The 26,415-nt window shown below is 62.5% G+C and carries 24 protein-coding genes and 3 pseudogenes; 24 read left to right on the plus strand and 3 right to left on the minus strand.

Annotated features, from left to right (window positions below; genetic code table 11):
* Nucleotides 1-262, minus strand: a pseudogene (locus AC3WL8_RS30385) (RNA-guided endonuclease InsQ/TnpB family protein); the annotation flags it as partial.
* 156 nt (nucleotides 263-418) lie between these two features.
* On the opposite strand from AC3WL8_RS30385, the gene AC3WL8_RS30390 reads away from it, so the two are divergent.
* The 7 genes and pseudogenes from AC3WL8_RS30390 to AC3WL8_RS30420 all read left to right on the plus strand — a co-directional run bounded on the left by AC3WL8_RS30390 (nucleotide 419) and on the right by AC3WL8_RS30420 (nucleotide 7,617).
* Nucleotides 419-1,132 carry an autoinducer binding domain-containing protein gene (locus tag AC3WL8_RS30390; protein ID WP_013959766.1) on the plus strand — a complete coding sequence of 238 codons (714 nt, stop codon included), beginning with the start codon at nucleotides 419-421 and terminating at the stop codon, nucleotides 1,130-1,132.
* A gap of 760 nt (nucleotides 1,133-1,892) precedes the next feature.
* Nucleotides 1,893-3,071: an efflux RND transporter periplasmic adaptor subunit gene (locus tag AC3WL8_RS30395; protein WP_492379503.1), complete on the plus strand. Its 1,179-nt coding sequence runs from the start codon at nucleotides 1,893-1,895 to the stop codon at nucleotides 3,069-3,071.
* A gap of 2 nt (nucleotides 3,072-3,073) precedes the next feature.
* A complete protein-coding gene (locus tag AC3WL8_RS30400) occupies nucleotides 3,074-5,068 on the plus strand; it encodes a MacB family efflux pump subunit (RefSeq protein WP_492379504.1) in 1,995 nt (664 codons plus the stop codon).
* A 9-nt stretch (nucleotides 5,069-5,077) separates the two neighbouring features.
* The gene (locus tag AC3WL8_RS30405; protein ID WP_492379505.1) at nucleotides 5,078-6,496 is read left to right on the plus strand and encodes an efflux transporter outer membrane subunit; all 1,419 of its coding nucleotides are present in this window, start codon (nucleotides 5,078-5,080) and stop codon (nucleotides 6,494-6,496) included.
* Between the two features lie 178 nt (nucleotides 6,497-6,674).
* Nucleotides 6,675-7,156, plus strand: a pseudogene (locus AC3WL8_RS30410) (LysR family transcriptional regulator); the annotation flags it as partial.
* A gap of 28 nt (nucleotides 7,157-7,184) precedes the next feature.
* Nucleotides 7,185-7,469 carry a hypothetical protein gene (locus AC3WL8_RS30415; protein WP_492379548.1) on the plus strand — a complete coding sequence of 95 codons (285 nt, stop codon included), beginning with the start codon at nucleotides 7,185-7,187 and terminating at the stop codon, nucleotides 7,467-7,469.
* Nucleotides 7,420-7,617 carry a hypothetical protein gene (locus AC3WL8_RS30420; RefSeq protein WP_492379506.1) on the plus strand — a complete coding sequence of 66 codons (198 nt, stop codon included), beginning with the start codon at nucleotides 7,420-7,422 and terminating at the stop codon, nucleotides 7,615-7,617. The genes AC3WL8_RS30415 and AC3WL8_RS30420 overlap by 50 nt, the downstream gene beginning before the upstream one ends.
* 453 nt (nucleotides 7,618-8,070) lie before the next feature.
* On the opposite strand, the pseudogene AC3WL8_RS30425 reads toward AC3WL8_RS30420, so the two are convergent.
* A pseudogene (locus tag AC3WL8_RS30425) lies at nucleotides 8,071-8,442 on the minus strand (LysR substrate-binding domain-containing protein); the annotation flags it as partial.
* Between the two features lie 237 nt (nucleotides 8,443-8,679).
* Here AC3WL8_RS30425 and AC3WL8_RS30430 point away from each other — a divergent pair.
* From AC3WL8_RS30430 to AC3WL8_RS30445, 4 genes are all read left to right on the plus strand, one after another.
* The gene (locus AC3WL8_RS30430) at nucleotides 8,680-9,747 is read left to right on the plus strand and encodes an alkene reductase (protein ID WP_492379507.1); all 1,068 of its coding nucleotides are present in this window, start codon (nucleotides 8,680-8,682) and stop codon (nucleotides 9,745-9,747) included.
* A 10-nt stretch (nucleotides 9,748-9,757) separates the two neighbouring features.
* A complete protein-coding gene (locus AC3WL8_RS30435) occupies nucleotides 9,758-10,582 on the plus strand; it encodes a pirin family protein (protein WP_013959757.1) in 825 nt (274 codons plus the stop codon).
* Between the two features lie 54 nt (nucleotides 10,583-10,636).
* Nucleotides 10,637-11,242, plus strand: coding sequence for an isochorismatase family protein (locus AC3WL8_RS30440; protein WP_035815657.1), 606 nt, complete (start codon nucleotides 10,637-10,639; stop codon nucleotides 11,240-11,242).
* Between the two features lie 169 nt (nucleotides 11,243-11,411).
* Nucleotides 11,412-12,536: an FAD-dependent monooxygenase gene (locus tag AC3WL8_RS30445; RefSeq protein WP_492379508.1), complete on the plus strand. Its 1,125-nt coding sequence runs from the start codon at nucleotides 11,412-11,414 to the stop codon at nucleotides 12,534-12,536.
* 372 nt (nucleotides 12,537-12,908) lie between these two features.
* Here the strand turns inward: AC3WL8_RS30445 and AC3WL8_RS30450 are convergent, their stop codons facing one another.
* A complete protein-coding gene (locus AC3WL8_RS30450) occupies nucleotides 12,909-13,814 on the minus strand; it encodes a LysR family transcriptional regulator (RefSeq protein ID WP_035815654.1) in 906 nt (301 codons plus the stop codon).
* A gap of 219 nt (nucleotides 13,815-14,033) precedes the next feature.
* On the opposite strand from AC3WL8_RS30450, the gene AC3WL8_RS30455 reads away from it, so the two are divergent.
* From AC3WL8_RS30455 to AC3WL8_RS30515, 13 genes are all read left to right on the plus strand, one after another.
* Nucleotides 14,034-14,900 (plus strand): VOC family protein, encoded by an 867-nt coding sequence (locus tag AC3WL8_RS30455; RefSeq protein WP_492379509.1) that lies wholly within the window; start codon nucleotides 14,034-14,036, stop codon nucleotides 14,898-14,900.
* A complete protein-coding gene (locus AC3WL8_RS30460) occupies nucleotides 14,897-15,604 on the plus strand; it encodes a class II aldolase/adducin family protein (RefSeq protein WP_492379510.1) in 708 nt (235 codons plus the stop codon). Before AC3WL8_RS30455 ends, AC3WL8_RS30460 begins: the two co-directional genes overlap by 4 nt.
* 93 nt (nucleotides 15,605-15,697) lie before the next feature.
* Nucleotides 15,698-17,152 (plus strand): 2-hydroxymuconic semialdehyde dehydrogenase, encoded by a 1,455-nt coding sequence (locus tag AC3WL8_RS30465; protein WP_013959751.1) that lies wholly within the window; start codon nucleotides 15,698-15,700, stop codon nucleotides 17,150-17,152.
* Nucleotides 17,153-17,160: 8 nt separating this feature from the next.
* Entirely contained in the window at nucleotides 17,161-17,943 is a 783-nt protein-coding gene (gene dmpE / locus AC3WL8_RS30470; RefSeq protein WP_492379511.1) for a 2-oxopent-4-enoate hydratase, read from the plus strand.
* Nucleotides 17,944-17,975: 32 nt separating this feature from the next.
* Nucleotides 17,976-18,764, plus strand: a complete 789-nt coding sequence (dmpH, locus tag AC3WL8_RS30475) for a 2-oxo-3-hexenedioate decarboxylase (RefSeq protein ID WP_492379512.1) — start codon at nucleotides 17,976-17,978, stop codon at nucleotides 18,762-18,764.
* A 39-nt stretch (nucleotides 18,765-18,803) separates the two neighbouring features.
* Entirely contained in the window at nucleotides 18,804-19,019 is a 216-nt protein-coding gene (gene thmT, locus AC3WL8_RS30480) for a 2-hydroxymuconate tautomerase (protein ID WP_080569673.1), read from the plus strand.
* Between the two features lie 40 nt (nucleotides 19,020-19,059).
* Complete coding sequence (locus AC3WL8_RS30485; protein ID WP_492379513.1) at nucleotides 19,060-20,004, plus strand: acetaldehyde dehydrogenase (acetylating); 945 nt, start codon at nucleotides 19,060-19,062, stop codon at nucleotides 20,002-20,004.
* 20 nt (nucleotides 20,005-20,024) lie between these two features.
* Entirely contained in the window at nucleotides 20,025-21,062 is a 1,038-nt protein-coding gene (gene dmpG, locus AC3WL8_RS30490; protein ID WP_492379514.1) for a 4-hydroxy-2-oxovalerate aldolase, read from the plus strand.
* A 201-nt stretch (nucleotides 21,063-21,263) separates the two neighbouring features.
* Nucleotides 21,264-22,355, plus strand: a complete 1,092-nt coding sequence (locus tag AC3WL8_RS30495) for a porin (RefSeq protein ID WP_492379515.1) — start codon at nucleotides 21,264-21,266, stop codon at nucleotides 22,353-22,355.
* Nucleotides 22,356-22,540: 185 nt separating this feature from the next.
* A complete protein-coding gene (locus tag AC3WL8_RS30500) occupies nucleotides 22,541-23,728 on the plus strand; it encodes an ABC transporter substrate-binding protein (RefSeq protein WP_013959744.1) in 1,188 nt (395 codons plus the stop codon).
* A 24-nt stretch (nucleotides 23,729-23,752) separates the two neighbouring features.
* Complete coding sequence (locus AC3WL8_RS30505) at nucleotides 23,753-24,664, plus strand: branched-chain amino acid ABC transporter permease (protein WP_492379516.1); 912 nt, start codon at nucleotides 23,753-23,755, stop codon at nucleotides 24,662-24,664.
* A 7-nt stretch (nucleotides 24,665-24,671) separates the two neighbouring features.
* On the plus strand, nucleotides 24,672-25,679 hold the full coding sequence (locus AC3WL8_RS30510; RefSeq protein ID WP_492379517.1) for a branched-chain amino acid ABC transporter permease: 1,008 nt from the start codon (nucleotides 24,672-24,674) through the stop codon (nucleotides 25,677-25,679).
* Nucleotides 25,672-26,415, plus strand: coding sequence for an ABC transporter ATP-binding protein (locus tag AC3WL8_RS30515; protein WP_492379518.1), 744 nt, complete (start codon nucleotides 25,672-25,674; stop codon nucleotides 26,413-26,415). Before AC3WL8_RS30510 ends, AC3WL8_RS30515 begins: the two co-directional genes overlap by 8 nt.

The raw sequence follows: 26,415 nt of genomic DNA on the forward strand, positions 1-26,415 counted from the left end.
GCAAGTAAGGACGGCGATGCTGGCTGCGCGATTTCGCGTACTGCTCGCATGTCGCGTTGACCGTACCGGAATGGATGCCGAGTTCCTTGCTGCTGCCCGTGGTCAGCACGTTCAGATCGAACCCGCTCGGCCACGTCTTCCCCCATTTGAGCGCGTGCTTCTGCGTGTCATTGCAGAAGTTCCAGACGTAGTTCACCGCGCGGCTCTGCTTGTTGAGCAGGCCGTTGAGCGACTTCACCCGGTAGCGGTAGACACGAATCATGCCGCTCATTCTAACGTGGGAATGCCGCCTCTCGGCGGCGCTCCTTTCACTCCCCGCCTTGAATGGCGAGGTTTCTCGGAGCAAATCTGATGAAAGGGATACGAGAGACGTTGGGTGTGGCATGAGGTGGGTGATCGCGCAAAGCGGGGTGAGGCCATGAAGCACTGGCTACTTGATTTGCTGACTTCCATCGATGGTGTGCATAGCGAGCAGGCGATCTTCGAAGCCATACTGCGCGTGGCGGTGAAGCTCGAGTTCGAGTATTGCGCGTACGGGCTGCGCACACCCTGGCCAGTGTCGAGACCCGAGACACTGATGCGGAATAACTATCCCGCCATCTGGCAGGAGCGTTACGCGCGCAACCGCTATCTGGAGATCGATCCCACGATCGCGCGCGGCGAGCAATCCGACACCCCTTTCGTATGGACGCCGAGAATGTTTGCGCGGGTGCCCGCCTTCTGGGAAGAAGCGCAGGGCGCTGGCCTGCGTGTGGGGTGGGCCCAATCCTGCTTTAGCGGCGCCTCGCAGGGCGGCATGTTCACCGTGGCGCGGTCGGCGACGCCGTTAGCGGACGAGGAGCGTGCGTACAAGGAAGCGGAGTTGCGCGGGCTGACGGCCATTGCCCATCTGCGCCTATCGGAAGTGATGCTGCCCGACCACTTCGCCCAGCGGGCCGGGGCTCTGACGAGCCGGGAGATCGAGGTGCTCAAGTGGACGGCCGATGGGAAGACCACGCTCGAGATTGCCGATCTGCTCTCATTGTCGGAATGCACCGTGCGCTTCCACATCCGCAACATTATCACCAAGCTCAACGTGCCCAACAAGACCGCGGCGGCTGTCTATGCGGCCATGAGCGGCATGCTCAGCTGACTCGTAGCACGACAGGGTGCGATTCCTGATCTGAAAGACCTGTCAATTCTGCTGGTCGTCGCGCACCACCGGTGCAGCATCCCATGCAATCTGATGTAGCGCCCAACTCGCCCGATGCTGACACGCGACGCAGGTGCGGTGAGAAATATCGTCCCGGAACTTACCAGCATACCTCTCAGTTCTGAAGGTTGTCGAAGGGCCGGGCGAGGCTTCCAATTCAGGCATCCCCCGCCCGTTAGCCTAGTTGGCCCATCAGAAGCATCATGAAGCTGAAGGTTTGTGTTGGCATCATCGCTGCATGGATTGCGCTGTGCGTCGCCATCGGCGGCTTGTTCGCCCTCGTTGCGAAGTTGCTTGAGCAGTCTTGAGCCCTCGACAGGCGCGGATCCCCTTGCGCGAGAGGCTATCGCACACGCGGGCGGCGGTTGCGCCTGGCGCTCGGGATCCTGGCGGCGTGGTTTGCGCCCCCCTCGCGCTGGAAGGCTGTCCGATGGATGCGTCATCGACGGGCGCGGCGGCCCTTCACGTTTCCGGCCACGGTGGGGAAGCCGGTTGCTCACCAGCGAATTCACCTACATACCTGTCAGTTTGGATGGTTGCCGAAGAGTACGATGAGGCGATCTAATCGCGGCATGTCACAGCAATGAAAGGCCCGCGTATCTCGAAGGGACGGCAGCCGGCGATGACGGCTGAGGTTGCATGGAGTCGGCGCCCGGGCTTCCATCGTCCATCGAACCGCCTCTGCGGATGTAGTGTCCCCATGAAGATCATGTCGCTTCGCTATCGCTCCCGGGTCATCGGCGCCGCTGTTTGCGCCACGATACTGACCATCGCGCTGTGCCAGCTCGCCTGTACGAAGCCCTCTCCATATACCACGGCGCCAGTCGAACGCAAGGATCTCGAACTGGCGGTGTTGGCGGTGGGCTCGCTCCAGCCATCCCAGCAGGTCAAGGTGGGCGCCCAGGTGGATGGGCAGATCAAGGCGTTGAAGGTCGAGCTTGGCGACAAGGTAATTAAGGGACAGCTGCTCGCGGAGATCGATTCGGTACCGGCACACAACGAACTGCGCCAGAAGATCGCCAATGAAAAGGAACTGGTCGCGCAAAGACAGGAGACTGTCGCGACGCTGGCAAAAGCCGAGCCGGCGTTGAATCGTCAGCGCAATTTGCTAGCTATCGACGCCTCCTCGCGGCAAGACTTCGAGGCGGCGAGAGCCCTGGTCGACGAGCAGCGGGCACGGCTCACCGCGCTTGATGCGAGGATCGAAGGCGCTCATGCCGAGGTGGAGATTGCGCGCGCGAACCTGGGCTACACGCAGATTGTCGCGCCAAGGAATGGCGAAGTGGTAGCCATCGTCACCCAGGAGGGCCAGACCGTCATTGCCAGCCAACAGGCGCCGGAGATCCTCAGACTGGCCGATATGGACTCGATGACCGTCAGAGCGCAAGTCTCCGAGGCGGATGTGGTCCGCCTGCGCCCGGGACAAACTGCCTACTTCACAATCCTGGGCGACCCGGACAAACGCTATTACGGAAAGATCCGGGCCATCGAGCCGGTGCCTCAGGGCTTCCTGGATCCGCCCGGCGCCACCCCGGGCACGAACAGTGGACAATCGTCCAAGCCAGGCGCCGCAGTCTTCTACAACGCGCTATTCGAGGTACCGAATGCCGACCGGCGCCTGCGCATCTCCATGACCGCGCAGGTGAGCGTGCTGATCGCGACCGTGCGTCAGGTACTTAGCATCCCGGTGGCCGCGCTGGGCGAGCAGATCGCCGATGGTCGCCATCTGGTGCGCGTGATCGGTCGCGACGAGCGCGTCGTCGAGCGCGCGGTCTACGTTGGTCTGAACAACAATGTGAACGTGGAGGTGCGCAAGGGTCTGGCGCAGGGCGAACGCGTTGTGACGGGCATGGCCGAACCCACCGCCACGACGAGCTGAAGGTGAATGCCCCCCTGCTGCAGTTGACGAACGTGACGCGCCGGTTTCCTTCCTGGGACCGCGACGTGGTCGTGCTCAAGGACATCAACCTGTCGATCGATGCCGGCGAATTCGTGGCCATTGTGGGTGCATCGGGCTCCGGCAAGTCGACGTTGATGAATATCCTGGGCTGCCTGGACCAACCGAGTTCGGGCAGCTACCGTATCAATGGGCGGGAAATCGGTGACCTCGGTCACGACGAGCTTGCCTATCTGCGGCGACAGCGGTTCGGCTTCATTTTCCAGCGCTACCAACTGCTGACGTACCTCGATGCATCGGCCAACGTCCAGATGCCCGCGGTCTACACCGGCGCCGGGCAACGCGCAAGGCAGGCGCGTGCCCTCGAACTCCTCGGGCAACTGGGGCTCGGAGAGCGTGCCAATCACAGGCCAGGCCAATTGTCGGGCGGCCAGCAACAGCGTGTCAGCATTGCACGGGCGTTGATGAATGGGGCAGACGTCATCCTTGCGGACGAGCCAACGGGTGCGCTCGACTCCTCGAGTGGCCAGCAAGTGATGGAAACCCTTCGGGATCTGAATGCACGCGGCCGCACCGTGATCGTCATCACGCATGATCCCGGCGTCGCCGCGCATGCAAGCCGTGTCATCGAACTGCGTGACGGCGAGTTGGTCGCGGACTCGCGACAGTACGCCATCCCTCGGGATGGAATCTCTCCTGACAACGCGAGCGCGACGGCGTCACCCGGCCGGGCAGCCCGGCCCGCCGCGTGCACTGAACCGTTGCTCGGGGATAACGATACGCCGCGTAGCTTTATCGAGGCGCTGCGCCTGGCGTCGCAATCGATGGTGGCTCGGCGGTTGAGGACGATACTCACAACGCTTGGCATCACGATCGGTATCGCATCCGTCGTAGCGATCGCATGGATCGGAGAAGCCGCCAAGCGGCAAGCGCTCGAATCATTTGGCAGTATCGGGACGAATGTCATTCACGTCTATTCAGGTCGGGACTGGGGCGATCCCCGGGCGTCGGAGATCCAGACGCTTGTACCGGCCGACGCGGCCGCCCTGGCAGAGCAGGCATTCGTCGACGATGCGACGCCTGAAACTCCGCAGGGCGCCACCGTACGTTACCGGGGCGTCGACGCCTTGGCGGATGTCATAGGGGTGAGTGCGAACTACGCCCGGATGTACGGGGCAAGGCTTGTCGAGGGGGCATGGTTCGGACAAGCCGCCGTGCAGCGCCGCGCGCAGGTCGTGGTCATCGACGAAGTGGCGCGCCGCAAGCTGTTCCCGGCTGCCGGGAGCGCGCTGGGAAAGATCATCCTGATCGACAACGTGCCATGCGTGGTGGTCGGCGTTGCCGTCGTGAACGCGGGCATGCTCCTGAACCCTCGGCAATTGAACGTGTGGTTACCCTATACCACCGCCAGTGACCGGCTCTTTGGCCGTCAGCACGTGGAACGGATCATCGTACGCGGTCACGAACGCATTCCTGCGAAGGTGGTCGAGGAGGGGGTCGAGAAGATCCTCACGCTGCGCCACCGTACGAAGGATTTCATGACAATCAACCTTGACGAAGTCGCCAAGAGGAGGCAGAAGGCCCAAGGCGTGCTGACGCGCATGTTGCTGACCGTCTCCGTGATCTCGCTGATTGTCGGCGGGATAGGCGTGATGAACATCATGCTCGTTTCCGTCGCGGAGCGCACCCAGGAAATCGGCATCAGGATGGCCGTCGGTGCAAGACAGCGGGACATCCTGATGCAGTTCCTCTGCGAGGCGGTGATGGTGTGCCTGCTGGGTGCCGCGCTCGGAATCGGACTTGCGCTGCTGGTGGGCCTGATCCTCCCGTGGCTCGGGCAGCAGACGAGGATGGCATTTACCCTCGGGCCTGTCGTGGTGGCAACGCTATGCTCGACGCTGGTTGGCATCGTGTTCGGCTATTTCCCTGCCCGGAACGCCGCCCGCCTGAACCCGGTCGACGCGCTTGCCCGCGAGTGAGACGACGCCATGCCGACATACACATCAAGGCGGCGACGCGGATCGTGCTGGGTGGGCGCCGCGTGCCTCGCCGCATCGTTGGCAGGCTGCTTGCCGGCCAGCCAATATCTCACTCCTGCCGTGGAAATCCCGACGCAATGGAACCAGTACGGAGACGGTGGCGACGCACAGACGCGCACCCGTGAGCTGGGGGCTGGCGCACCGTCCGAAACGGTGCCGTACGATTGGTGGCGAGCTTTCGGAGATGCCAATCTGGATCAATTGGTGGAGGACGTGCTGGTTGTCAACAGCCAGCTGGTGGCTGCGGCGATCCGTATTCATCAGGCCCGGTTGCAGGCCGGCATTGCGGCGAGCAATGCATATCCAAGAATCTCCTCCGGGCTAGGGCTCAACGCCGGTCGCGAAACCGGTTCGCTCCGGGTTCAGGGCGATTATTCCGTTTCGCTCAGCTACGAGCTGGATCTCTGGGGCAAGCTGGCGGCCGAGCGCGACGCCGAGCGCTGGGCCGCAAGGGCCGCAGAGGCAGAACGTGAAGCGATCAGAATGACCCTCATCGGGGACACGGCGAAGCACTACTGGCAGATCGGCTATCTGAATCATGAGCTCGTCCGCAACGAGGCGGATATTGCCAATGCACAGAGGACGCTCGCCATCGTGCGGGGCCGGCATGAGGCCGGCGCCGCGCATGGCCTGGACGTCGTACGCGCCGAGCAAGGTGTGGCGACGCTGGATGCGCTGAGGCTGAACCTGCTGGCGCAGCGCACGCGGCATCGGAATGACCTCGCGATCCTGCTGGACCGCCCGCCACAGGGCTGGCTGCACGAACCTGTGCATCTGCCCGAAGGGCACTTGCCAGGCGTACCCGATTCCCTGCCCGCGGATCTGTTAAGCCGTCGCCCCGACCTGCGCAAGGCCGAATTCGAGTTGCGCCAGTTGCTTGCGAAAATCAACCAGGCCCGTGCGGAGCTGTATCCCACTTTTTCGCTCACCGGTAAGGCTGGGCGCTCCAGCGCCAGCCTCGTGGGTCTGCTGTCGAACCCGATTGACGGGATTGGACTAGGCGTTGTGCTGCCGTTGCTCGACTGGGGGATGCGGCAGCGAGGGGTAGAGGTGTCGCGCGACGAATACGAAGCCAACGTCGCCGAGTTCAGGAAAACGTGGTACACGGCGCTCGCCGAGGTTGATTCCGCCTTGTCGGGGCGCTGGCAGCTCGAGCAGCAGAAGTCCCTGCATGCCCTATCGTTGGAGCGGGCCCAGCGCGCAGAAGGCCTGGCTCGCGCTCGCTTTGTGGCAGGGCTGTCCGACGTGCAACCCTGGCTTGACGAGCAAAAACAGGTGCGCCAACTGCAGGGCGCTTGCGCGAAGAATCGCCTGGACCGATTGAACAATATGGTCACGCTGTACAAGGCGCTAGGCGGTGGTGCGTAGGTTGGCACTGCTGAGTAAGCCCAAAATACGATCCTCATGCCGAAGGGGATCCCTTCTATGTCAATTTGGGTCGAAGATCCCTACGTTTCGGTAAAGTGTCAATATCGTGTCGCCTTCATCTTTCTATTGCTGTTATTTTGTGATTGGCGTGCAGTCGCTGAAGAGTTGGTGGTGCGCACTCTTACTGCGCACCACCCGTAGTACGTGCCTGAGTCCTGTGGTCAGCTGTTCCTGGAGCACGCACGGCGCATCCTCGCTGCTGTAGAGCAGGCGCGAGACAGGGTACAGGCAGTCGCTAATGGGCTTCACGGCCAATTGCGCATCGTCTTGTCGGACTGTAGCGCTCGATCACGCCTACCCCCGTTGCTCGCGTTGTGCGGCAGGAAGAACTGGAGGTTGAGGTGCGACTGTTCGAAGCGCCGTTGTCTCAGCTGATCAGGGGACTGCACGATGGTCAATACGACGTCGGACTCTCTCTATCCAACGAAGTTGACGATGGCACCTCCTGCACATCCCCTTTGGAGCGAGCCCCTGGTGGTAGCGGTGCCGCCGCGCCATCCGTTGCTTGCCTATAGATATATCCTGCCGGAGGAGCTACTGCGCTATCCGTTGGTGCTCTTCGATTCCCAAGCATGCGAGGGGCATGCTCGTCTGGTCAACCTTAACCATAACTTCCGAGGAGATATCCGTGAAACGTTGGACCCCGTTTGCTCTGACGCTGTGTTCGGGCACCGTCTTGGCGCAGGCCCAGCCCGCTGTGCCGGCTGATGACATGAATGCGTTTGCTGCCGTGCAAACCGCCTACTCGTGCGAGGAGGCCGACAAGATCAAGTTCAGCAAGGACGCCTACCTCGCCTTGGACCCGACCGAGCGCGTGTTCTTGGACGCCACGTGGCAGAGCTGCCAGACGCCCAAGGAACAAGATGGCAAAGGATGTGGTCACCAACATCCCGCTGGTGTCGAAGGCGGATAAGGACAACATCAAGAAGGTCATCGACAAGGCTACTGGCGTGCCCTCGGTCAAGATCGACAAGAAGAACGTCGAAGTGCAGGCCGGCGGCGTGAAGGTCAGCGTCAAGAAGCCGAAAGTCACCATCAAGAAGCCCAAGATCACGCTGTGAGGGTCTAGCCGCCTTGGCCGCGCCAAAGGTGTTGATCCGCTGCTAGACGATGCATGATCGTCTGCAGAAGGAACAAAGTTCAGCTGTGGTGGCTGGCAGGCGGCCGGATGCTCGTTGCCTGTAGTCTAATGGGCCGGCGGCGGGCAGTCCAAATCTTCCAAAGCATGGGCGGGAAGCCGGCGAGGAGTGCCAATCCTTAATTTCATGATGATGAAATTATGAAGTTAGAGAACGGTGCAATGGATGGGGAGATCACCGCCTACGCGTTTGCCTCATTGCGACCCGTTGCGGCCATATAAACGCCGGCGCTTCAGTGACCACAATCCTCTTCATATGCGACGCTCGGAAAAACTGATAACGAGCACCTAACTCGCACGTCCCTGTTTGCAAGCTAACGGAACGAGACTTTCCGGCATGCAGTGGAACTGCCCAGGAGCCCCAAGCACTAATTCTCCTTGCCAGCCGTTGGCGCAAGAACTCGATAAAGCGCAGAGTTTTCGCAGGTAGCAAGCGGGCTTCGGTCAGCGCATAGACCGGGGCCGAACTTGTCTGCCACTCGGGCAGAATTCTTCGCAGGCGACCCGCCGCCAAATCTTCCGCAGCCATCTCGACCGGCAGAAGTGCCACACCCAGGTCCAGCGTCGCCAACCTCCGGAACATGCCGACGCTGTTGACCTGGAACCTCCCGCCGACCTCAACCTCAACGGTTTCCTCACCTAGCTGGAGCATCCACTTTCCTGCTTTGGGGAAGCCGAGGCACTCGTGCCGTGTCAGGTCGGTGGGATGGGCCGGCTCGTCGGAAAGTTCGAGATGTAGCGGTGAGGCCGGCGGCGCCTCGAAAGCTACGTATCTGGACGACCTCGACAAACAAGGCCATGTCGTTCAGCAGTTCCACAGAGATTGCGCCATTTATGGATCAATGATTGCCAATCTACCGCCTTTATCTCCCTCGTGAATCAATCCAAGATACGTGCATCGCCACCGCGTGTTGGGGCGGACGGTGGGCAAGCCGGTCTAGCGGCCTCCACGCTTCCGCACCTCGTTACCTTCAAGGACTTCAACATGAACAAGCTTCTCACCCCCGTTCGCATTGGTCGCTACGTTGCGCCGAACCGCCTCGTCATGGCCCCGATGACCCGGTCCCGCGCGGGCAACGACGGTGTTCCCAGCGACATGACCGTTACCTATTACGCTCAGCGTGCCAGCGCAGGCCTCATCATCTCGGAAGGCGTATTTCCGTCCGCCATGGGTAAGGGCTACGTGCATACCCCCGGCATCGAGACCGAGGCCCAGGTTGCCGCATGGAAGAAGGTGACTGAGGCCGTGCACGCACGTGGCGGTCGCATATTCATGCAGTTGATGCATTGCGGCCGTGTCTCGCATCCTTCTTTGCTGGATGGCGCGACGCCCGTGGCCCCTTCTGCCATCAAGCCCGAGGGGCAGGCATGGACGCCCGGTGGCCAAGTCGACTTCGTCACGCCCCGCGCACTGGGCCTCGGCGAGATCGCCGGCATCATCGATGAGTATCGCCAGGCCACCCGCCGGGCGATCGACGCCGGATTCGACGGTGTGGAACTGCACGGCGCGTCCGGCTACCTGCCCGAACAATTCCTATCGACGGGCAGCAACCAGCGCCAGGATCAATACGGTGGTTCCGTTGAAGGCCGCGCCCGCTTCATGCTCGACGTGCTGGCTGCCATGGTCGCCGAGGCGGGGGCGGACCGCGTGGGCATCAAGATCTCTCCAGAGATGAACTACAACAGCATCACGGATGCCGCGCCGCAAGAAACTTACACGTATCTCGTCGACAAGCTTCGCGGAATGGGCCTGGCCTATCTGCATGTCGCCCTGTTCGGAACGAAAGTCGACTATCACGCGTTGCTGCGCCCGCTTTTCGACGGCGCATACCTGATCGGAAGCGGCTTGACGCAGGACAGCGCCGAAGCCGTACTCGACGGAGGCAAGGCCGACGCCACCGTATTCGGCAGTGCGTTCCTTGCCAACCCCGACCTGCCGGAACGCTTCCGTCAAGGTGCCGCCCTCAACGTGCCGGACCGCAACACGTTTTTTGCCCCGCCCACCGCCAAGGGATACATCGACTATCCGGCGCTGGCTGCCGAAGCCGTCTAAGGAGTCAACCATGACCACCACCGCCCGCATGCAACGCGCTAACCGGGGAAGCCATTTCCGGGCATACCGCCTGCATGGCGCAGATCCGGCGTTACTTGATCCCTTCATGGGAATCGACCATGCCTGGATGAGCGCTCCAACGTTTCCGCCGCATCCACACGCCGGCTTTTCCGCGGTCACCTATCTGTTCCTCGATTCGGAAACAGGCATTGCCAATCGCGATTCGTTGGGCAACAGCGTGCTGATCGAGCCCGGCGGCCTGCATTGGACCGCCGCCGGGCGTGGTGTGATCCATGAGGAGAACCCTGCCGTGTTGGGAAGCACGACCCACCTTCTGCAGATCTTCGTCAATCTCCCTCGGGAACGTCAGGAAGCCGCGCCGTTTGCGCTGACCCTGGCACCGCAGGACGTGCCGGTGGTGCAGCGGCCCGGCGTGCGCATCCGGGTTCCCCTTGGCAGCTTCGGCGACGCGCGCTCCCCGCTGGTACCGCCGACCGATGTCACCTTGCTCGATATCTCGCTAGACGCAGGCGCAGCGCTGGACCTGCCTTTGCCGGCGGGACACCAAGCCTTCGTCATGCCGATATTCGGCAGTGCGGAACTCGATGGAGAGACCTTCGGCCTGGATAACCTCGGTGTTCCGATCCGTCCTGCCACGACCGATGCGACGACATTCAAGCTCATCGGAGAGCCCGGCGGAGCCAAGGTCGCGGTGTTCATTGGTCGCCCTTTGCATCAGCCCGTTCTTTCGAATGGCCCCATGGCTTTCGCGAGCCAGGAGAGTCTGTCCGCAGCAACCGCCGCTTATCACCGCGGCGATCTGGGAAGCCTGTAAGAGCTGCCCACACACCGGGGGCCTATGCCCCATTCATCACCAAGGAGATTCATCATGAAGGTTGAACGATTCACCGCAGAAAATAGCGCATTGCTGCTTATTGACCATCAGGTTGGCACGATGCAGCTGATCAAGAACATCGACCAGCAACTTGCAGCCAAGCAGTCGATCGCGCTGGCCAAGATGGCCAAGATCCTGAATCTGCCGGTTGTGATCACGTCGAGCCAGGAGGACCGGGCGCAAGGCCCGATTCTTCCAGAGATCGCCCAGATCCTGCCTCAGGCACACGCGGCCCGGATCAAGCGTCCCGGCGTGGTGAATGCATGGGCCTATCCCGACTTCCGCAATGCGGTGCTCGCCACCGGGCGCAAGAACCTGATCATGGCGGGCGTGACCACCGACGTCTGCCTTATCTTCCCTGCAATTGATGCTGCAGTCGAGGGCTTTGCTGTTCAGGCCGTGATGGACGCCTCGGGATCGCCGAGCGATCTCTCCGAAGAATTTTCGCGTCAACGGATGCACGACGCCGGCGTGGTGCTCACCGCGACCAACACGCTCATGGCGGAGATCGCGCAGGATTGGTCAACGCCTGCCGGCCAACAGTTGATCGGCTTGTTGTTCAGTGATGTGTTCCCGGCCCTCGGCGCCAGCATCTCCTGAAGCCGAAGCCAGAAGCTGTCGACCGAAGTGAGTCTCGTTCGGTCGATAGAACGGGCCTTGTTGGCCATGCGGTACTGGTTTGATCTGCCAAAGAATCATCCTTCTTCACATGCTCCCTGCGACTGAACATACTCGGCCGCAAGCGAAATTTCATGAGTGATCCCTCCCGATGAACGCCCCCTACTCGCAAATCGTTATCGTCGGCGGCTCACTTGCCGGCCTCACGCTTGCATTGGCGTGCGCATCAAGAGGTGTGCCGGTTCATGTTGTCGAGCGCTCGGCCCGCCGCGTACAAGGTGGCGACAGTCTGAGTGTGGATCTTCCGGCGCTGGCAGCGACCGTCGGTCATAATCCGCGGTTGCATCCCATATTGCCCGTCGTACCCGCCTATCGTGATCGTCATCTGACCACCTGGCCGGCGCTGTATTCGTGGCTGCATGACCGCGCTGCCGAAACGCCGGGCATTCTCATTGAGGAAGGAAAATCCGTCACATCGGTCGCAAACGTGGGTGATCGCGCGCAACTTCTCTTTTCGGATGGAACGGAAATGGTTGCCGACGCGGTGATTGGCGCTGACGGGTACCGCAGCACTGTTCGCCAGGCTATCGCGCCAGACGCGCCCCTTGCACGTCATGCGGGTTACGTTGTGTGGCGGGGTCTGATTGATGAGCGGGTGCTCGGGCGACCCATCCCGTTGCCCGCGACGGGCGGATTGTGGATTGAATTTGTTGAGGGATATCGGTTGGTCGCCGCCGTGCTTCCGGGGCGCGATGGCTCTCTCGAAGTCGGTCACCGCCAGGTCACTTTTGCATGGTTCGATGTGCACCGGGAAGCGTTGCTCCGCCGCACCAATCGGCTGACCGCAGATGGGTACCTAGTGGGGACACTGGGACCCGGAACAATTGACACCGAGGTCCGCGAGGCGTTGCTTGCACTGGTTCCGAGGCTTTGGCCCGCGACATGGGCAGAAGCGGTGGATGTCGGAATCCGCTCGACAGATGTACTGAGTGGCGCCCCTATCGCTGAATATGAACCGTCGCGGCTATCGGCCGGCCGGTTGGCGATCGTGGGTGACGCCGCCCATGTCGTCTCACCCATGACTGGACGTGGCTTTGCGACTGGCGTAGAGGACGCAGCCGTGCTCTCGCGATTACTCGCTGACCAGCACGTCGGCGAATCGGTCTCTGCGCCCCTCGCGCGTTACGAAGCAGCAAGACTTCCTTTCGTCCGTGCGCTGGTGAATCATTCAAGGCGAATCAGCGCGGACTATCTTCGCTACGCAAGAGGACCATGATCGGCACCGCCGCACGCATGCGATCTCAACCATCCATCGCCAACATGGCTCCTCGATCGCCGGGGGGGCCTGAATGGTTGCATCTTACGAGGCAAGCCTACTCGGAACCTTCGGTGGTTCTCACGACGCGGCAGTGAGCGGCATTCGGCTTCAGCGATGGATCCAAGGCGTGAATAGCCGCTTGCAGGCGTTCGCCCTCAGGATCTTCGATGAAGCCTCGGAAAGAAGCCTCGTCCTCCCATTGCGCGTAATTGATTACATGGCGCCGATCGTGGCGCAGTAGCGCAACCTTCTCGTGCAGGCGAGCAGTCTTGAGTTCCGATGCGCAAAGTGCTCTGATTGCTACGGGCCGCGCCCCGTCCCGGCAATTGCTCAGTCGGCGTCGGTAGCGAAAACCTCTGTGACCACGGAGCGCAGCCATTTCGATTTGGGATCCTTGGCAAAACGCCGATGCCAGTACACCTTCAGGTCGTAATGCGGAATTTCAACTGGAGGCGTTACGATGCGCACCCTTTTGGAGTCGGCGAACACATTGGCGACCGTACGCGGCAGCACCACCACCAGATCGGATTCGGCGATGATGGTGGGGATGCTCATATAGTGCGCAGTATGCAAGACGATATTGCGCTGGATACCCTGTTTGGTGAGAACCTCTTCAAACATCTCCTGGCTACGACTTCCATCCTTGACGAAAGCATGTTCTGCAGCCTGAAATTGCGCCAGGGTCATGCGCGGTCCTTTGATCCTGTGCCCGGTGCGCACCATACATACAAGGTCATGCGAGAACAGGCGCCGCTGGAAGAATTCGGCCTTGCGTAGATCCGGGAAATAGCCCAGCGCCAGATCGACCTCGCCGGCTCGCAAGGCGTCCTCCAACTGGGCGGGGGCAAGGCTGACGCCACGAATGCGCGCAGACGGCGCCGTAGCGCGGATGTGTTGCACCAGCTTTGGCAGAAACACGATCTCTCCGATCGCGCTCAGGCAAAAGACGAATTCATCGCTGCACACCCGCGGATCAAATTCCGGCGCCCGCAGGATATCGTGATCGATGGCGTCCAGGACTTCCCTGGCCTTGCCCGCCAGGCTTTGCGCGCGGGGCGTAGGTGACATGCCATCGACCTGCCGGATAAACAGGGCATCTCCCAATGACTCGCGCAACCGGGCGAGGGCGGCGCTGGCCGCCGGCTGGCTCATGTTCAGGCGCTTGGCCGCCGCCGTCACGCTGCCGGTGTCGTAGATCGCCAGCAAGACCCGCAGCAAATTCAGATCGAGTCGCATGGATATCTGAAAAGCAAATAATCTGAATTATAACAATTTGCTTTGTTTATGCGTTCGGCGCCGCTACATTTTTCGAAAACCAGCCGGCGGGATGCTCAGCATCGATGCCTGCGGGGCAGGAGACGAACGTAGCCAGGCCGGTTCACGCTGTGACCGGGGAAGCGCGTGCCTGAGGACTCCTGCCTCGTGATCTGCCGGCGGCGATCAACAGGAGACCCGATGATTCACCTTTCCGATATCCGTTATGTGCGTCTTGGGACGCGCGACCTGCAGGGTTGCGAGCAGTACGCTACGCAGGTGCTGGGCCTGGAGGTCGCGCATCGCGAGAGAGGCGCTCTGTACTTCCGCTCGGACAGCCGAGACCACACGCTGTGCTATTTCGAGGGCGGCCCCAAAGACCATACTTCCGCCTTCGAGGTAGCGTCTCCCGCCGAGCTTGCCGCGGCCGCCGACTTGCTCGATCGCAACGATGTGCGTGTCGTCACGGGCTCCAAAGAGCAGTGCGAGTTGCGACGGGTTGGTGCCTTCATCAACTTTCGTGATCCGTCTGGCAACAGCATTGATCTCGTGGTCGCGCCCGACCACAGCGGTCGCCGATATTTTCCATCGCGCGATGCCGGCATCACCGGCTTCAGCCACATCGGCTTGCGCTCGACCAGTCCGGGGCGCGACGAAATATTCTGGACGGGGCTCTGCAATGCAAAGGTAAGTGACTGGATCGGCGAGGCGCCATTGCTGCGAATCGACGAGATCCACCACAAGATCGCGCTGTTCCCTTCCACTTACGCCGGCGTCCAGCATATCAACCACCAGGTGGAGAGCGTCGATGACCTGATGCGGTCTTACTACCTCTTGCGCGAACGGGGGGTCCGCATCCTGTTCGGTCCGGGACGGCATCCCACCTCGGGCGCGGTGTTCCTCTACTTCGAAGGTCCGGACGACATGATCTACGAGTACTCGACAGGCGTCAGGACCATCTCGGTGGAAGACGAGAAGACCTACCGCCCTCGGCATTTTCCCACCGGGACTTCGTCATCCTTCTGCATGTGGGGTGCCAAGCCGGACATTGCCGAGTTTCGTTCATGAGCACGGCCTCCACGCTCATTGACGCGCAACAACGCCTCCTGCGTGTGGCAGCGCGGGCGATCGGTCGGGCTCATCTTGCCCATGCCTATGGACATTGCAGTGTGCGCCTCAGCCCGGGCGAGTTTCTGGTGTGTGCGGCCAAACCGATGGGACTGATCGGGGGAAGCGACACCGGCACGGTGGTGAACGTCGACGGGGCGCTGCCAGAAGGCGTGCTGGGCGAAGTCCGCATTCACCAGGAGATCTACCGGCAGCATCCGCACGTTGGCGGCGTCGTGCGCAGCATGCCACCGGCCGTGATGGCGTTGTCGGCAGCACGCCTGACACCGCGCTGCCTGCACGGCATTGGCACGTACTTCTCCGCCGGAGTGCCGCTGTGGGACGACCCGCAACTGGTCCGCACGCCTGAGCAGGCGGCAGGTGTGGTCGAAACCCTGGGTGCGGCCAGCGCGGTGGTGATGCGGGGCAACGGCGCCGTGGTTGCCGGCGCTTCACTGGAGGAGGCGGTGGTGCTGACGTGGTACCTGGAAGATGCGGCACGCATGGATCTCGCGTTACGCGGTGCGGGACTGAGCGACCGTGCCGCAGTCATCCCGCAGGCGGACGCCGAACTGCGGGCGACCCGCGCTGGCCGGATCTTCGAACGGATGTGGGAATACCTGACAGCCGGCGATCCGGAGGGCACGGCGATCGGATCAGCCTAGCGCTCCAGGCGAACAGGCGCTGCTGCTCGGGTCCGACGCGCCCTGGACGGCGCGGCTCCCATCCCTTTCAAAATCAGTCACCGAGGCAATTGCATGAAACAATTCCGCAACTTCATTAACGGCGAATGGGTCGGCACCGGACGGACCTTCGAGAACCGCAATCCGGTCGACAACAGCCTGATCGGGCACGTCCACGAGGCCGGCCAGGCAGAGGTCGACGCCGCCGTCGCGGCCGCGCGCCGCGCGTTGCAGGGCGAGTGGGGGCGCATGACGGTGGCCCGGCGCGTCGAGCTGCTGCACGCCGTGGCCGACGGCATCAACCGCCGCTTCGACGAATTCCTGCAGGCCGAGATTGCCGACACCGGCAAGCCGCTGTCGCTCGCCAGCCACGTCGACATTCCACGCGGCGCGGCCAACTTCAAGGTGTTCGCCGACCTGATCAGGAACGTACCGGCGGAGAGTTTCGCGATGGCTACGCCCGACGGCGGCGAGGCCATCAACTACGCGGTGCGCTCGCCGCGCGGCGTGATCGGTGTGGTATGCCCCTGGAACCTGCCGCTGCTGCTGATGACCTGGAAGGTCGGCCCCGCGCTGGCCTGCGGCAATACGGTCGTGGTCAAGCCGTCCGAGGAAACACCGGCTACCGCCACCTTGCTCGGCGAAGTGATGAACGAGGCTGGCGTGCCGCCCGGCGTGTACAACGTGGTCCACGGTTTTGGCCCGGATTCCGCCGGTGCATTCCTGACCGCGCACCCGGATGTGAACGGCATCACCTTCACCGGCGAAACCCGTACCGGCGAGGCCATCATGAAGGCCGCTGCCAACGGCGTGCGTCCGGTCTCGCTGGAGCTGGGCGGCAAGAACGCCGGCATCGTGTTCGCCGACGCGGATTTCGACAAGGCCGTCGCCGGCATTGCGCGCTCGGCCTTCGAGAACAGCGGCCAGGTGTGCCTGGGCACTGAGCGCGTCTACGTGCAGCGGCCGATCTTCGAGCGCTTCGTCGCGGCGCTCAAGGCAAAGGCCGAAGGCTTGCGGCTGGGCTCCCCGGACGGCGACGGCGTGAACATGGGCCCGCTGGTTTCGCTGGAGCACCAGGCCAAGGTGCTGTCGTACTACAGGAAGGCGGCTGAAGAGGGCGCCACCGTCGTCACCGGCGGGGGCGTGCCCGAGATGCCCGAAGCGCTGGCCGAAGGCGCCTGGGTGCAGCCCACCATCTGGACAGGCCTGCCCGAGGATTCGGCCGTGATCCGCGAGGAGATCTTTGGCCCTTGCTGCCATATCGCGCCGTTCGATACCGAGGAAGAAGCCATCCGGCTCGCCAACGACACGCCCTATGGCCTGGCCGCGACGGTGTGGACGTCCGATCTCGGTACGGCACACCGCATGGGCAGCGCGCTGGAGGTGGGCATCTGCTGGATCAACGCATGGTTCCTGCGCGACCTGCGCACCGCCTTCGGCGGCGCTAAGCAATCCGGCATCGGCCGCGAGGGCGGAGTGCATTCGCTGGAGTTCTATACCGAGCTGCGCAATGTGTGCGTGAAACTGTGAGCCAGGCCATGAAACCAGAACAAATCCTCGATATCGCTGCTGGCCTTCACCACGCGCTGTCCGCGCGCCAGGCCATCGCACCGCTGACCGAAAGCTATCCGGATCTGTCCCTCGACGACGCCTACGGCATCCAGCTCGCCATGGTGCAGCATCGGCTGGATGCCGGCGAGCGTGTCATCGGCAAGAAGATCGGCGTGACCAGCCGGGTGGTGATGGACATGCTCGATGTGCGCCAGCCCGACTTCGGGCACCTGCTGTCCGGCATGGTCTACGGCGATGGCGCCGCCATTGCCGCCGACACGCTGATCGCGCCCAAGGCCGAGGGCGAGATTGCCTTTGTGCTCAAGGAAGACCTGGAAGGCCCGGGCGTGACCAATGCCGATGTGCTGCGCGCCACCGCCTACGTGCTGCCGTGCTTCGAGATTGTCGACTCGCGCATCCGCGACTGGAAGATTCGCATCCAGGACACGGTGGCGGATAACGCATCGTCCGGCGTGTTTGTGCTGGGCGACGCCGCCGTGGACCCGCGCGGGCTGGATCTCGGCACGGTCGGGATGACGCTGGAGAAGAACGGCGAGATCGTCGCCACCGGCGCCGGTGCCGCCGCGCTCGGCCATCCGGCCAACGCCGTGGCGTGGCTGGCCAATACGCTGGGCCGTCTCGGCATGGGGCTGAAGAAGGGCGAGGTGATCCTGTCCGGCTCGCTGGCCGCGATGGTGCCGGTCAAGGCCGGCGACCAGCTTCGCATCAGCCTGTGCGGCATCGGCTCGGCCGGCGTGCGCTTCATCTGAACGGATTCCACATCGCAGCCCAGGACATCGCCATGAATCTCACCCAAGACATCATCCAGCAGCTCGCCGAGCATCTGGAGAACGCCGAACTCAACCGCGAGCCGGTGCGCAAGATCACCGACGACTATCCCGAGATGGACTGGGACGATGCCTACGCGATCCAGGACGCGATCCGGGCACGCAAGGAGGCACGCGGCACGCGCATTGCCGGCCTCAAGATGGGGCTGACCTCGTTCGCAAAGATGCGCCAGATGGGCGTGACCGAGCCGGTCTATGGCTTCGTGACCGACTACGGCGCCTGCATGGATGGCGGCGCCATCGATACCGCATCGCTGATCCATCCCAAGGTGGAGGCGGAGATCGCCTTCGTCCTTAAACGTCCGCTCAAGGGGCCCGGCTGCCATATCGGCGACGTGCTGGCCGCGACCGACTTCGTGCTGCCGGCGGTGGAGGTGATCGACTCTCGCTACGAGAACTTCCGTTTCGACTTGAAGAGCGTGATCGCGGACAACACCTCCTCGGCCCGCTTCGTAGTGGGCGGCACGCATCGCAGCGCCGATGGCATCGATCTGAAGAACCTCGGCGCGGTGATGGAAAAGAACGGCGAAGTGGTCGCCACCGCCGCCGGTGCGGCCGTGCTCGGCCACCCGGCCAGCAGCGTGGCCATGCTGGCCAACATGCTGGGTGCGCGGGGGCGCGAACTGCCGGCCGGCACCTTCATCATGACCGGCGGCGTGACCGAGGCGGTGGCGGTGCAGGCGGGCGACAACGTTACCGTGCGCTACCAGCACCTGGGGACGGTATCGATGCGCTTTGTCTGATGGCAGCACAGCTAGCGGGAGCAAGACGGTGTGCTCCCAATGACCAATGACAGGAGTGAAGTAATGCCCATCATGCAAGTTTTCCTGATGGAAGGAAGGACGGAGGAACAGAAGGCGGGCCTGATCGGCGCGCTCACTGACGCGGCGGTGGCGTCGATCGGCGTCCCGCGCGAATCCGTGCGTGTGCTGATCACCGAAATGCCCAAGGCGCATTTCGGCATCGGCGGGAAATCCGCCAAGGAATTGGGCCGCTAATCAGGCCGCTAACGGACAGCGGCGGCAACGGAGAATCAAGATGGACATGAAAGCAGGCAAGCACAAGGTTGCCATCATCGGCTCGGGCAATATCGGCACCGACCTGATGATCAAGGTGATGCGGCACGGCCGTCATCTGGAGATGGGCGCGATGGTCGGCATCGATCCCGCCTCCGACGGCCTGGCGCGCGCCGCGCGCCTGGGCGTGCCGACTACCGCCGGGGGCATCGAAGGCCTGCTGGCAATGGAGAGCTTTGGCGATATCCGTATCGCTTTCGACGCCACTTCGGCCGGCGCGCACGCGCACCATAACCAGTTGCTGCAGGAGCATGGCGTGCGGGTGATCGACCTGACGCCGGCGGCGATCGGCCCCTATGTGGTGCCCGTGGTCAACCTTGACCAGCACCTGGAGGCCAGCAATATCAATATGGTCACCTGCGGCGGCCAGGCCACCATTCCGATGGTGGCGGCGGTATCGCGTGTGGCGAAGGTGCACTACGCCGAGATCGTGGCGTCGATCTCCAGCAAGTCGGCCGGGCCGGGCACGCGCGCCAATATTGACGAGTTCACCGAGACCACCAGCCAGGCGATCTGCTCGGTAGGCGGCGCCGCGCGCGGCAAGGCCATCATCGTGCTGAACCCCGCCGAGCCGCCGCTGATCATGCGCGATACGGTGTTCACGCTGTCCGATCTTGCCGACGAGGCGGAGATCGAGGCGAGCATTGCGCAGATGGTGCAGGCCGTGCAGCCCTATGTGCCAGGCTACCGACTCAAGCAGCGCGTGCAGTTTGAGCGCATTCCCGCATCCGCGCCGCTGAACGTGCCGGGCATCGGGCCTGCCAGCGGATTGAAGACCACCGTGTTCCTGGAAGTGGAGGGCGCCGCTCACTACCTGCCGGCCTATGCCGGCAATCTCGACATCATGACCAGCGCCGCGCTGGCTTGCGCCGAACGCCTGGCCGAGACCAGCCTGGCAGCCGCCTGACCGTGCAGAAGGAGACAGACATGGATCTGAACAAGAAGCTTTATATCTCGGATGTCACCCTGCGCGACGGCAGCCATGCCATCCGCCACCAGTACAGCCTGGACCACGTGCGCCGCATTGCCGCGGCGCTGGACGCAGCGGGCGTGGACTCGATCGAGGTCGCGCACGGTGACGGCCTCTCGGGTTCGAGCTTCAACTATGGCTTCGGCGCGCATACCGATGTCGAGTGGATCGCCGCGGTAGCCGATACCGTGCGTCGCGCCAAGGTGGCGACGCTGCTGCTGCCCGGAGTGGGCACGGTGCACGACCTGCGCGCTGCCTACGATGCCGGCGCGAGGGTCGTGCGCGTAGCCACGCACTGCACCGAGGCGGACGTCTCGCGCCAGCACATTGAGTTCGCGCGTGAACTCGGAATGGATGCCGTCGGCTTCCTGATGATGAGTCATATGACCGATCCCGCCGCGCTGGCGCAGCAGGCGAAGCTGATGGAAAGCTATGGCGCGCAGTGCATTTACGTGGTCGATTCCGGTGGGGCGCTGAACATGAACGATGTGCGCGATCGTTTCCGCGCCTTCAAGGACGTGCTCAAGTCAGAGACCCAGACCGGCATTCACGCCCACCACAACCTGAGCCTGGGTGTGGCCAACTCCATCGTCGCGGTGGAAGAGGGCTGCGACCGTGTGGACGCGAGCCTGGCCGGCATGGGGGCGGGCGCAGGGAACGCACCGCTGGAGGTGTTCATCGCCGCCGCCAGCCGGATGGGCTGGAATCACGGCTGCGACCTCTACACCCTGATGGATGCCGCCGACGACATCGTACGCCCGTTGCAGGACAGGCCAGTACGCGTGGACCGGGAAACGCTGGCGCTGGGCTACGCGGGCGTCTATTCGAGCTTCCTGCGCCACGCCGAAGCCGCAGCGGCACGCTACAAGCTAAAAACCGTCGACATCCTGGTGGAACTGGGCAAGCGTCGCATGGTGGGCGGCCAGGAGGACATGATCGTCGATGTGGCGCTCGACCTGGTTACGCAGCGAGGCGGGGAACCTGCTGAGGTCTAGAGACATCCCCCGCTGCGGATCGACAGACTTGGCGAATTTCGGATGAGCCGGGTATGAAGCATGCGGCCCCGTGCCGAATGGCACAACACCTGGTCACAGAAACTGCCGGCACGTACGGCTGGGCATTTACCACCTTGACGGAGGCTCGGTGGCGCTCTCGCAACGTTAGCCAATAACTATATGAAAGGTAATGGAGGAGACATGGAGATTCGTAAGATGGCCGCTGCGCTGCTGATGGCAGCTCCCGGATTGGCCGCCGCGCAGAACGTGACGTTGTATGGAGTCGTCGACACCGGCATCGCCTTCGTCAATGGCGTTGGCCAGGCACGCAACACCGAAGCTTTCATGCCTGGCCTGACCAGTACCGTTCCGTCCCGTTGGGGCTTGCGCGGGAGCGAAGACATCGGTGGCGGCAACAAGGCGATCTTCTGGCTGGAGTCGGGTTTCCTGCCAGACAGCGGTGCGTCGAGTCAGGGAGGGCGGCTATTCGGCCGCCAGGCGCTGGTAGGCCTGTCCGGGCGCTTGGGGCAGGTGGCCATCGGGCGCCAGTACACGATGCTCTTCTGGGCCATGGCCGAGCCCGACATGCTTGGCCCGAATCTCTTTGGTTCCGGATCGCTCGACAGTTACATACCCAATACGCGCACGGACAACGCCGTGTCCTACAAGGGCACCTTTGGTGGCCTGACGGTTGGCGCCACCTACAGCTTCGGTCGCGACACGGTCAATGCCGGACCGAGTCCGGGCGGCACCAATTGCGCGGGGGAGAACCCGGCAGACCAGCGCGCGTGTCGTGAGTGGTCGGTGCTCCTGAAGTACGATGCGCCGCGCTGGAGCGTAGCGGCGGCCTACGATTCATTACGAGGCGGGCCCGGTGCCTTTGCCGGCCTGACAAGCAGCGCCCTGACAGACGACCGGCTTTCGCTCAACGGGTATTTCATGGTGGGAGAGGCGAAGATCGGGGGCGGATGGCTGCGCCGCGACAACCGGGCAAGCGCGACGCCGCGCAGCGATCTCTACTACCTGGGGACGTCCTACCCGATCACGCCGAGGATCAGCGTCGATGCCGAGGCCTATCACCTTCGCTTTCACAACAGCCCGAACAAGGCATGGATGTTCGCGGGCCGCGGCAGCTATGCGTTCTCAAAACGGACCTCCGCGTATGCGACCGCGGGCTTTATCGACAATCTCGGCAACCTCGCCTTGTCCGTCAATAGTGGTCAGGCCGGTACCAACCCGGCGCCAGGTGGAAACCAGTTCGGCGCAATGGTCGGCGTGAAGCACATCTTTTAGGCGAGTCATTTTGCACGGCGCCGGGGAGCGGCGCCCCTTGAGGATCCAGCCAGCCAGTCTTCAGGCTACATCTGGCCCCCACAGAATCATTCCACATGCATTTCCGCATTGCCGCACGCAATGCGCTTTGCACACAGTGGCCGCCGGGAATGGACGGACCACAAGCACACGAGGAGGAGACACATATGCTTCAAGCAAAGAGATGGATTGCCTTCACTGCCATCGCCCTGTCCTGCACGCCGGCTGCACAGGCCGCCGACCCAATCAAAATCGGATTCATCGGCTCCCTCACTGGACCACTGTCGACGCTGTCGACCGACATGAAAGACGGATTCAATCTCGCGCTCAAGCACAAGGGAGGCAAGCTGGGCGGTGTCGATACCGTCGTGGCGTATGGCGACGACCAGGCTAACCCGGATACCGGCAAGCAGGTCTACGAGCGCATGGCCAAAAGCGAGAATGTCGACATCATCACCGGCATGGCATTCACCAACGTGATGCTGGCCGTGGCACCCACGGCGTTCAAGGACAAGATCTTCTTCGTCAATTCCAACGCAGGCCCCAAGGAACTCGCCGGGGCCTCGTGCAATTACTACTACTTCAATCCTACCTGGCATACCAGCGCGCTGTCCGAGGCCGCTGGCCGCTTCGCCACCCAGAAGGGATACAAGCGGATATTCGTGATTGCACCGAACTACCAGGCAGGTCGCGAGCATGCCGAGGGCTTCGAGAAGGAATACAAGGGCGAGATCGCAGGCCGCGCCCGCAACAAGGTGGGCCAGCTGGATTTCTCAGTTGAAATCGGCCAGATCCGCGCCGCCAACCCTGATGCGGTCTTCTTCGCGCTGTGGGGGCCGATGGCGATCAATTTTGTCAAGCAGTTCAACCAGGCCGGCCTGAACAAGAAGATCGACCTGGTCACTGCCGGCTTCGCCGTCGACGCCGACACCCTGCCTGCGCTCGGCGACGCAGCCGTCGGCATCTACAACACCAGCCAGTGGAGTCCGGACCTTCCCAACGCGGTCAACAGGAAATTCGTCGAGGATTTCGAGAAGGAATTCAAGCGACCCGCCTCGAGCTACGCCTCGCAGGGCTACGAGGTTGGACTGCTTCTGGATGCCGCGATTCGCGACAGCAAGGGCAAGTACAAGGATGACAAGGTACTGCACGACGCGATTATGTCGGCAAAGTACGAATCGGTGCGCAGCTACTTCAAGTTCTCCGCGAACCAGAACGCCACCCAGAACATCTACTTGCGCCAGGTGGTGAAAAACGAGAAGGGCAACCTGACCAACAAGACCGTCAGCAGCACGCCGGTGTATGCCGACCAGAGCGATCCCTACGTGGGCGAATGCAAGCTCGCGGCGAAATAGGACAACCGTTGGAAGGAGTACATCATGCTGGTTTTTCTGTTCGAGCAGCTCCTCAACGGCGTGCAGTTCGGGCTCATGCTGTTTCTGCTGGCGGCAGGCCTGACGCTCGTGTTCGGCATCATGAACATGATCAATCTGGCGCACGGGTCGCTGTACATGATCGGTGCCTATCTGGTCGCCACGCTGACCCTGAAGACGGACAGCTTCCTGTTCGGGCTGATCGGCGGCGTGGCACTGACCGCGGCGATTGGCGTCGTGCTCGAAATGAGCCTGTTGCGCCGGCTTTATGACAAGGACCATCTTACCCAGGTGCTTGTCACGTTCGGCATCATCCTGATCGCCAACCAGGCGGTGCAGGAGATCTGGGGGGCGCAACCGATCATGACCAGCATGCCGCCGTCGTTGAGTGAGTCCGTGCCGCTCGTCGGTAGCTTCGATTATCCGGTCTTCCGGCTGTTCATTATCGTCGTCGGCCTGCTGATCGCCGCGCTGCTGGCGCTGCTCATCACGAAGACGCGGGTGGGCATGTGGATCCGGGCGGGTGCGGCCGACCGTGAGATGGCCCGCGCCATGGGGGCGAACATCAACCTTGTGTTCTCGCTCGTGTTCGGTCTCGGCGCGGCGCTGTGCGCCATCGCCGGAGGCCTGCTCGGTCCTTTGCTGTCGATCAACGTCGGCATGGGCGAGAGCATTCTGATCCTGGCCTTCGTGGTGGTGGTGATCGGTGGCATCGGTTCCGTCCAGGGTGCGCTCGCCGGCGCTGTGCTCGTCGGCGTTGTCGACGCGCTGGGCCGGGCGTTGATTCCGATGGCGCTGCGCAGCCTGCCGGACCAAGGGCTGGCTGATTCGCTGGCATCCACGCTGTCTGCCGTTTCGATTTATCTACTGATGGCGCTGGTCTTGTACTGGCGGCCGCAAGGTCTTTTCTCGCGCTGAGGCTGTCATGAAATCTCATTCCCACATTGCCTGGGCATTGCTTGCCGTCCTTCTGATCGCTTTCCCTGCGATGGCACAGGCGTTCGGCGGCAGCTTCTACGTTGGCTTCGCCACGCGCGTGCTGATCCTGGCCTTGGCCGCAACCAGCCTGCGACTGCTGGTCGGCGAACTGGCCCTCGTATCTTTTGGACACGCCGCCTTCTTTGGCACCGGCGCCTTCGTGGTCGCCATCTTGTCTAAGGAACTGACAGCGCCAGTCGGCTTGCTGCCGGGTACGGATTCCGCATGGATCGCCTGGCCGATTGCCGTCATGGTGTCGGCGTTGCTGGCGGTGGTGATCGGCATGATCTCGCTGCGCACGAAGGGCGCTTACTTCATCATGATCACGCTTGCGTTCGCCCAGATGACGTTCTATTTGTTCGAATCACTGAAGATGTACGGTGGCGACGAGGGCATCAATATGGCGCACCGCTCCAGGCTTGGCTTCGGTCTCGATACCGGTGACAACGTCACGTTCTATTACGTGGTGCTCGCCACCGTGGTCCTGGTGAACCTGCTCTTTCGCTTCTTGATCCGGTCGCCGCTGGGGCGCGTGATGAAAGGCATCAAGGAGAACGAAACCCGGATGCAGGCGCTCGGCTACCGCACCTACAGGTACAAGCTGATGGTGTTCGCGATTGCCGGCGCCGCAGCCGGGCTGTCCGGTGCACTGCTGGCCAACCAGAACAGCTATGCCAGCCCGAGCCTGTTCAGCTGGCTGCAGTCCGGCAACCTGCTCATCATGGTGATCCTCGGAGGCAGCGTGAACTTCTGGGGTGGCGCTGTAGGTGCCATCGTTTTTTGTGTGCTGGAAGAAGTGCTGCCACACCTGACCAGGTTTTGGCAGATCGCCATGGGCGTCCTTGTCATCCTGGTTGTCATGCGTGTGCCGGAGGGATTGACCGGCCTGCGGTGGCGCGTCCGCGTCCCGCAAGTGGGGCAGCGCCGTTCGTCGAGCGAGGTGGGTAATGGCTGAGCAAGTGTTAGCGGTAAGGGGCCTCGTCAAGCGCTTTGGCGGACTGATGGCCACCGATCATGTCGACTTCGACATCACGGACAGCCAGATCCACGCGCTGATCGGGCCAAACGGAGCCGGCAAGACCACGTTCATATCGCAGCTCGCCGGCGGGCTGCTTTCGGATAAGGGATCCATTTCATTCTACGGAACCGACATAACCCGCCTGAGCATGGCCGAGCGCGCGGACATGGGCCTGGTGCGCTCTTACCAGATCACCAGCATTTTCCGCAATCTCTCGGTATTCGAGAATCTCGCCATCAGCGTTCAGTCGCGGCTGAAGGCTAGCTTCCGCTTCTTTGATAAGGCATTGGTCGAAGAACTGCGCGAGGAAGTGGTTTCGGTTGCGCACCGCATCCAGTTGGCGGACGAACTTCATACCCAGGCCTGCCACTTGTCATATGGCCAGCAGCGCCAGCTGGAAATCGGGCTCGCGCTGGCGCTAAGGCCGCGCCTGTTGCTGCTTGATGAGCCGATGGCCGGGCTATCCCCGAACCAGGTACCCTGGTTTGTCGACTTCATCAAGAGCCTCAAGGGAAAGAACCTGTCCATCCTGCTGATCGAGCACGACATGGACGCAGTCTTCAGGCTGTCCGATCGGATCTCGGTGTTTGTGGCGGGAAAGCGGATCTTTAATGGATCACCCGACGAAGTCAAGAGCAGCGCGGAAGTAAAGCGCGCCTATCTGGGAGAGTGA

It is taken from the genome of Cupriavidus sp. FW305-F7 (genome assembly GCF_058782875.1).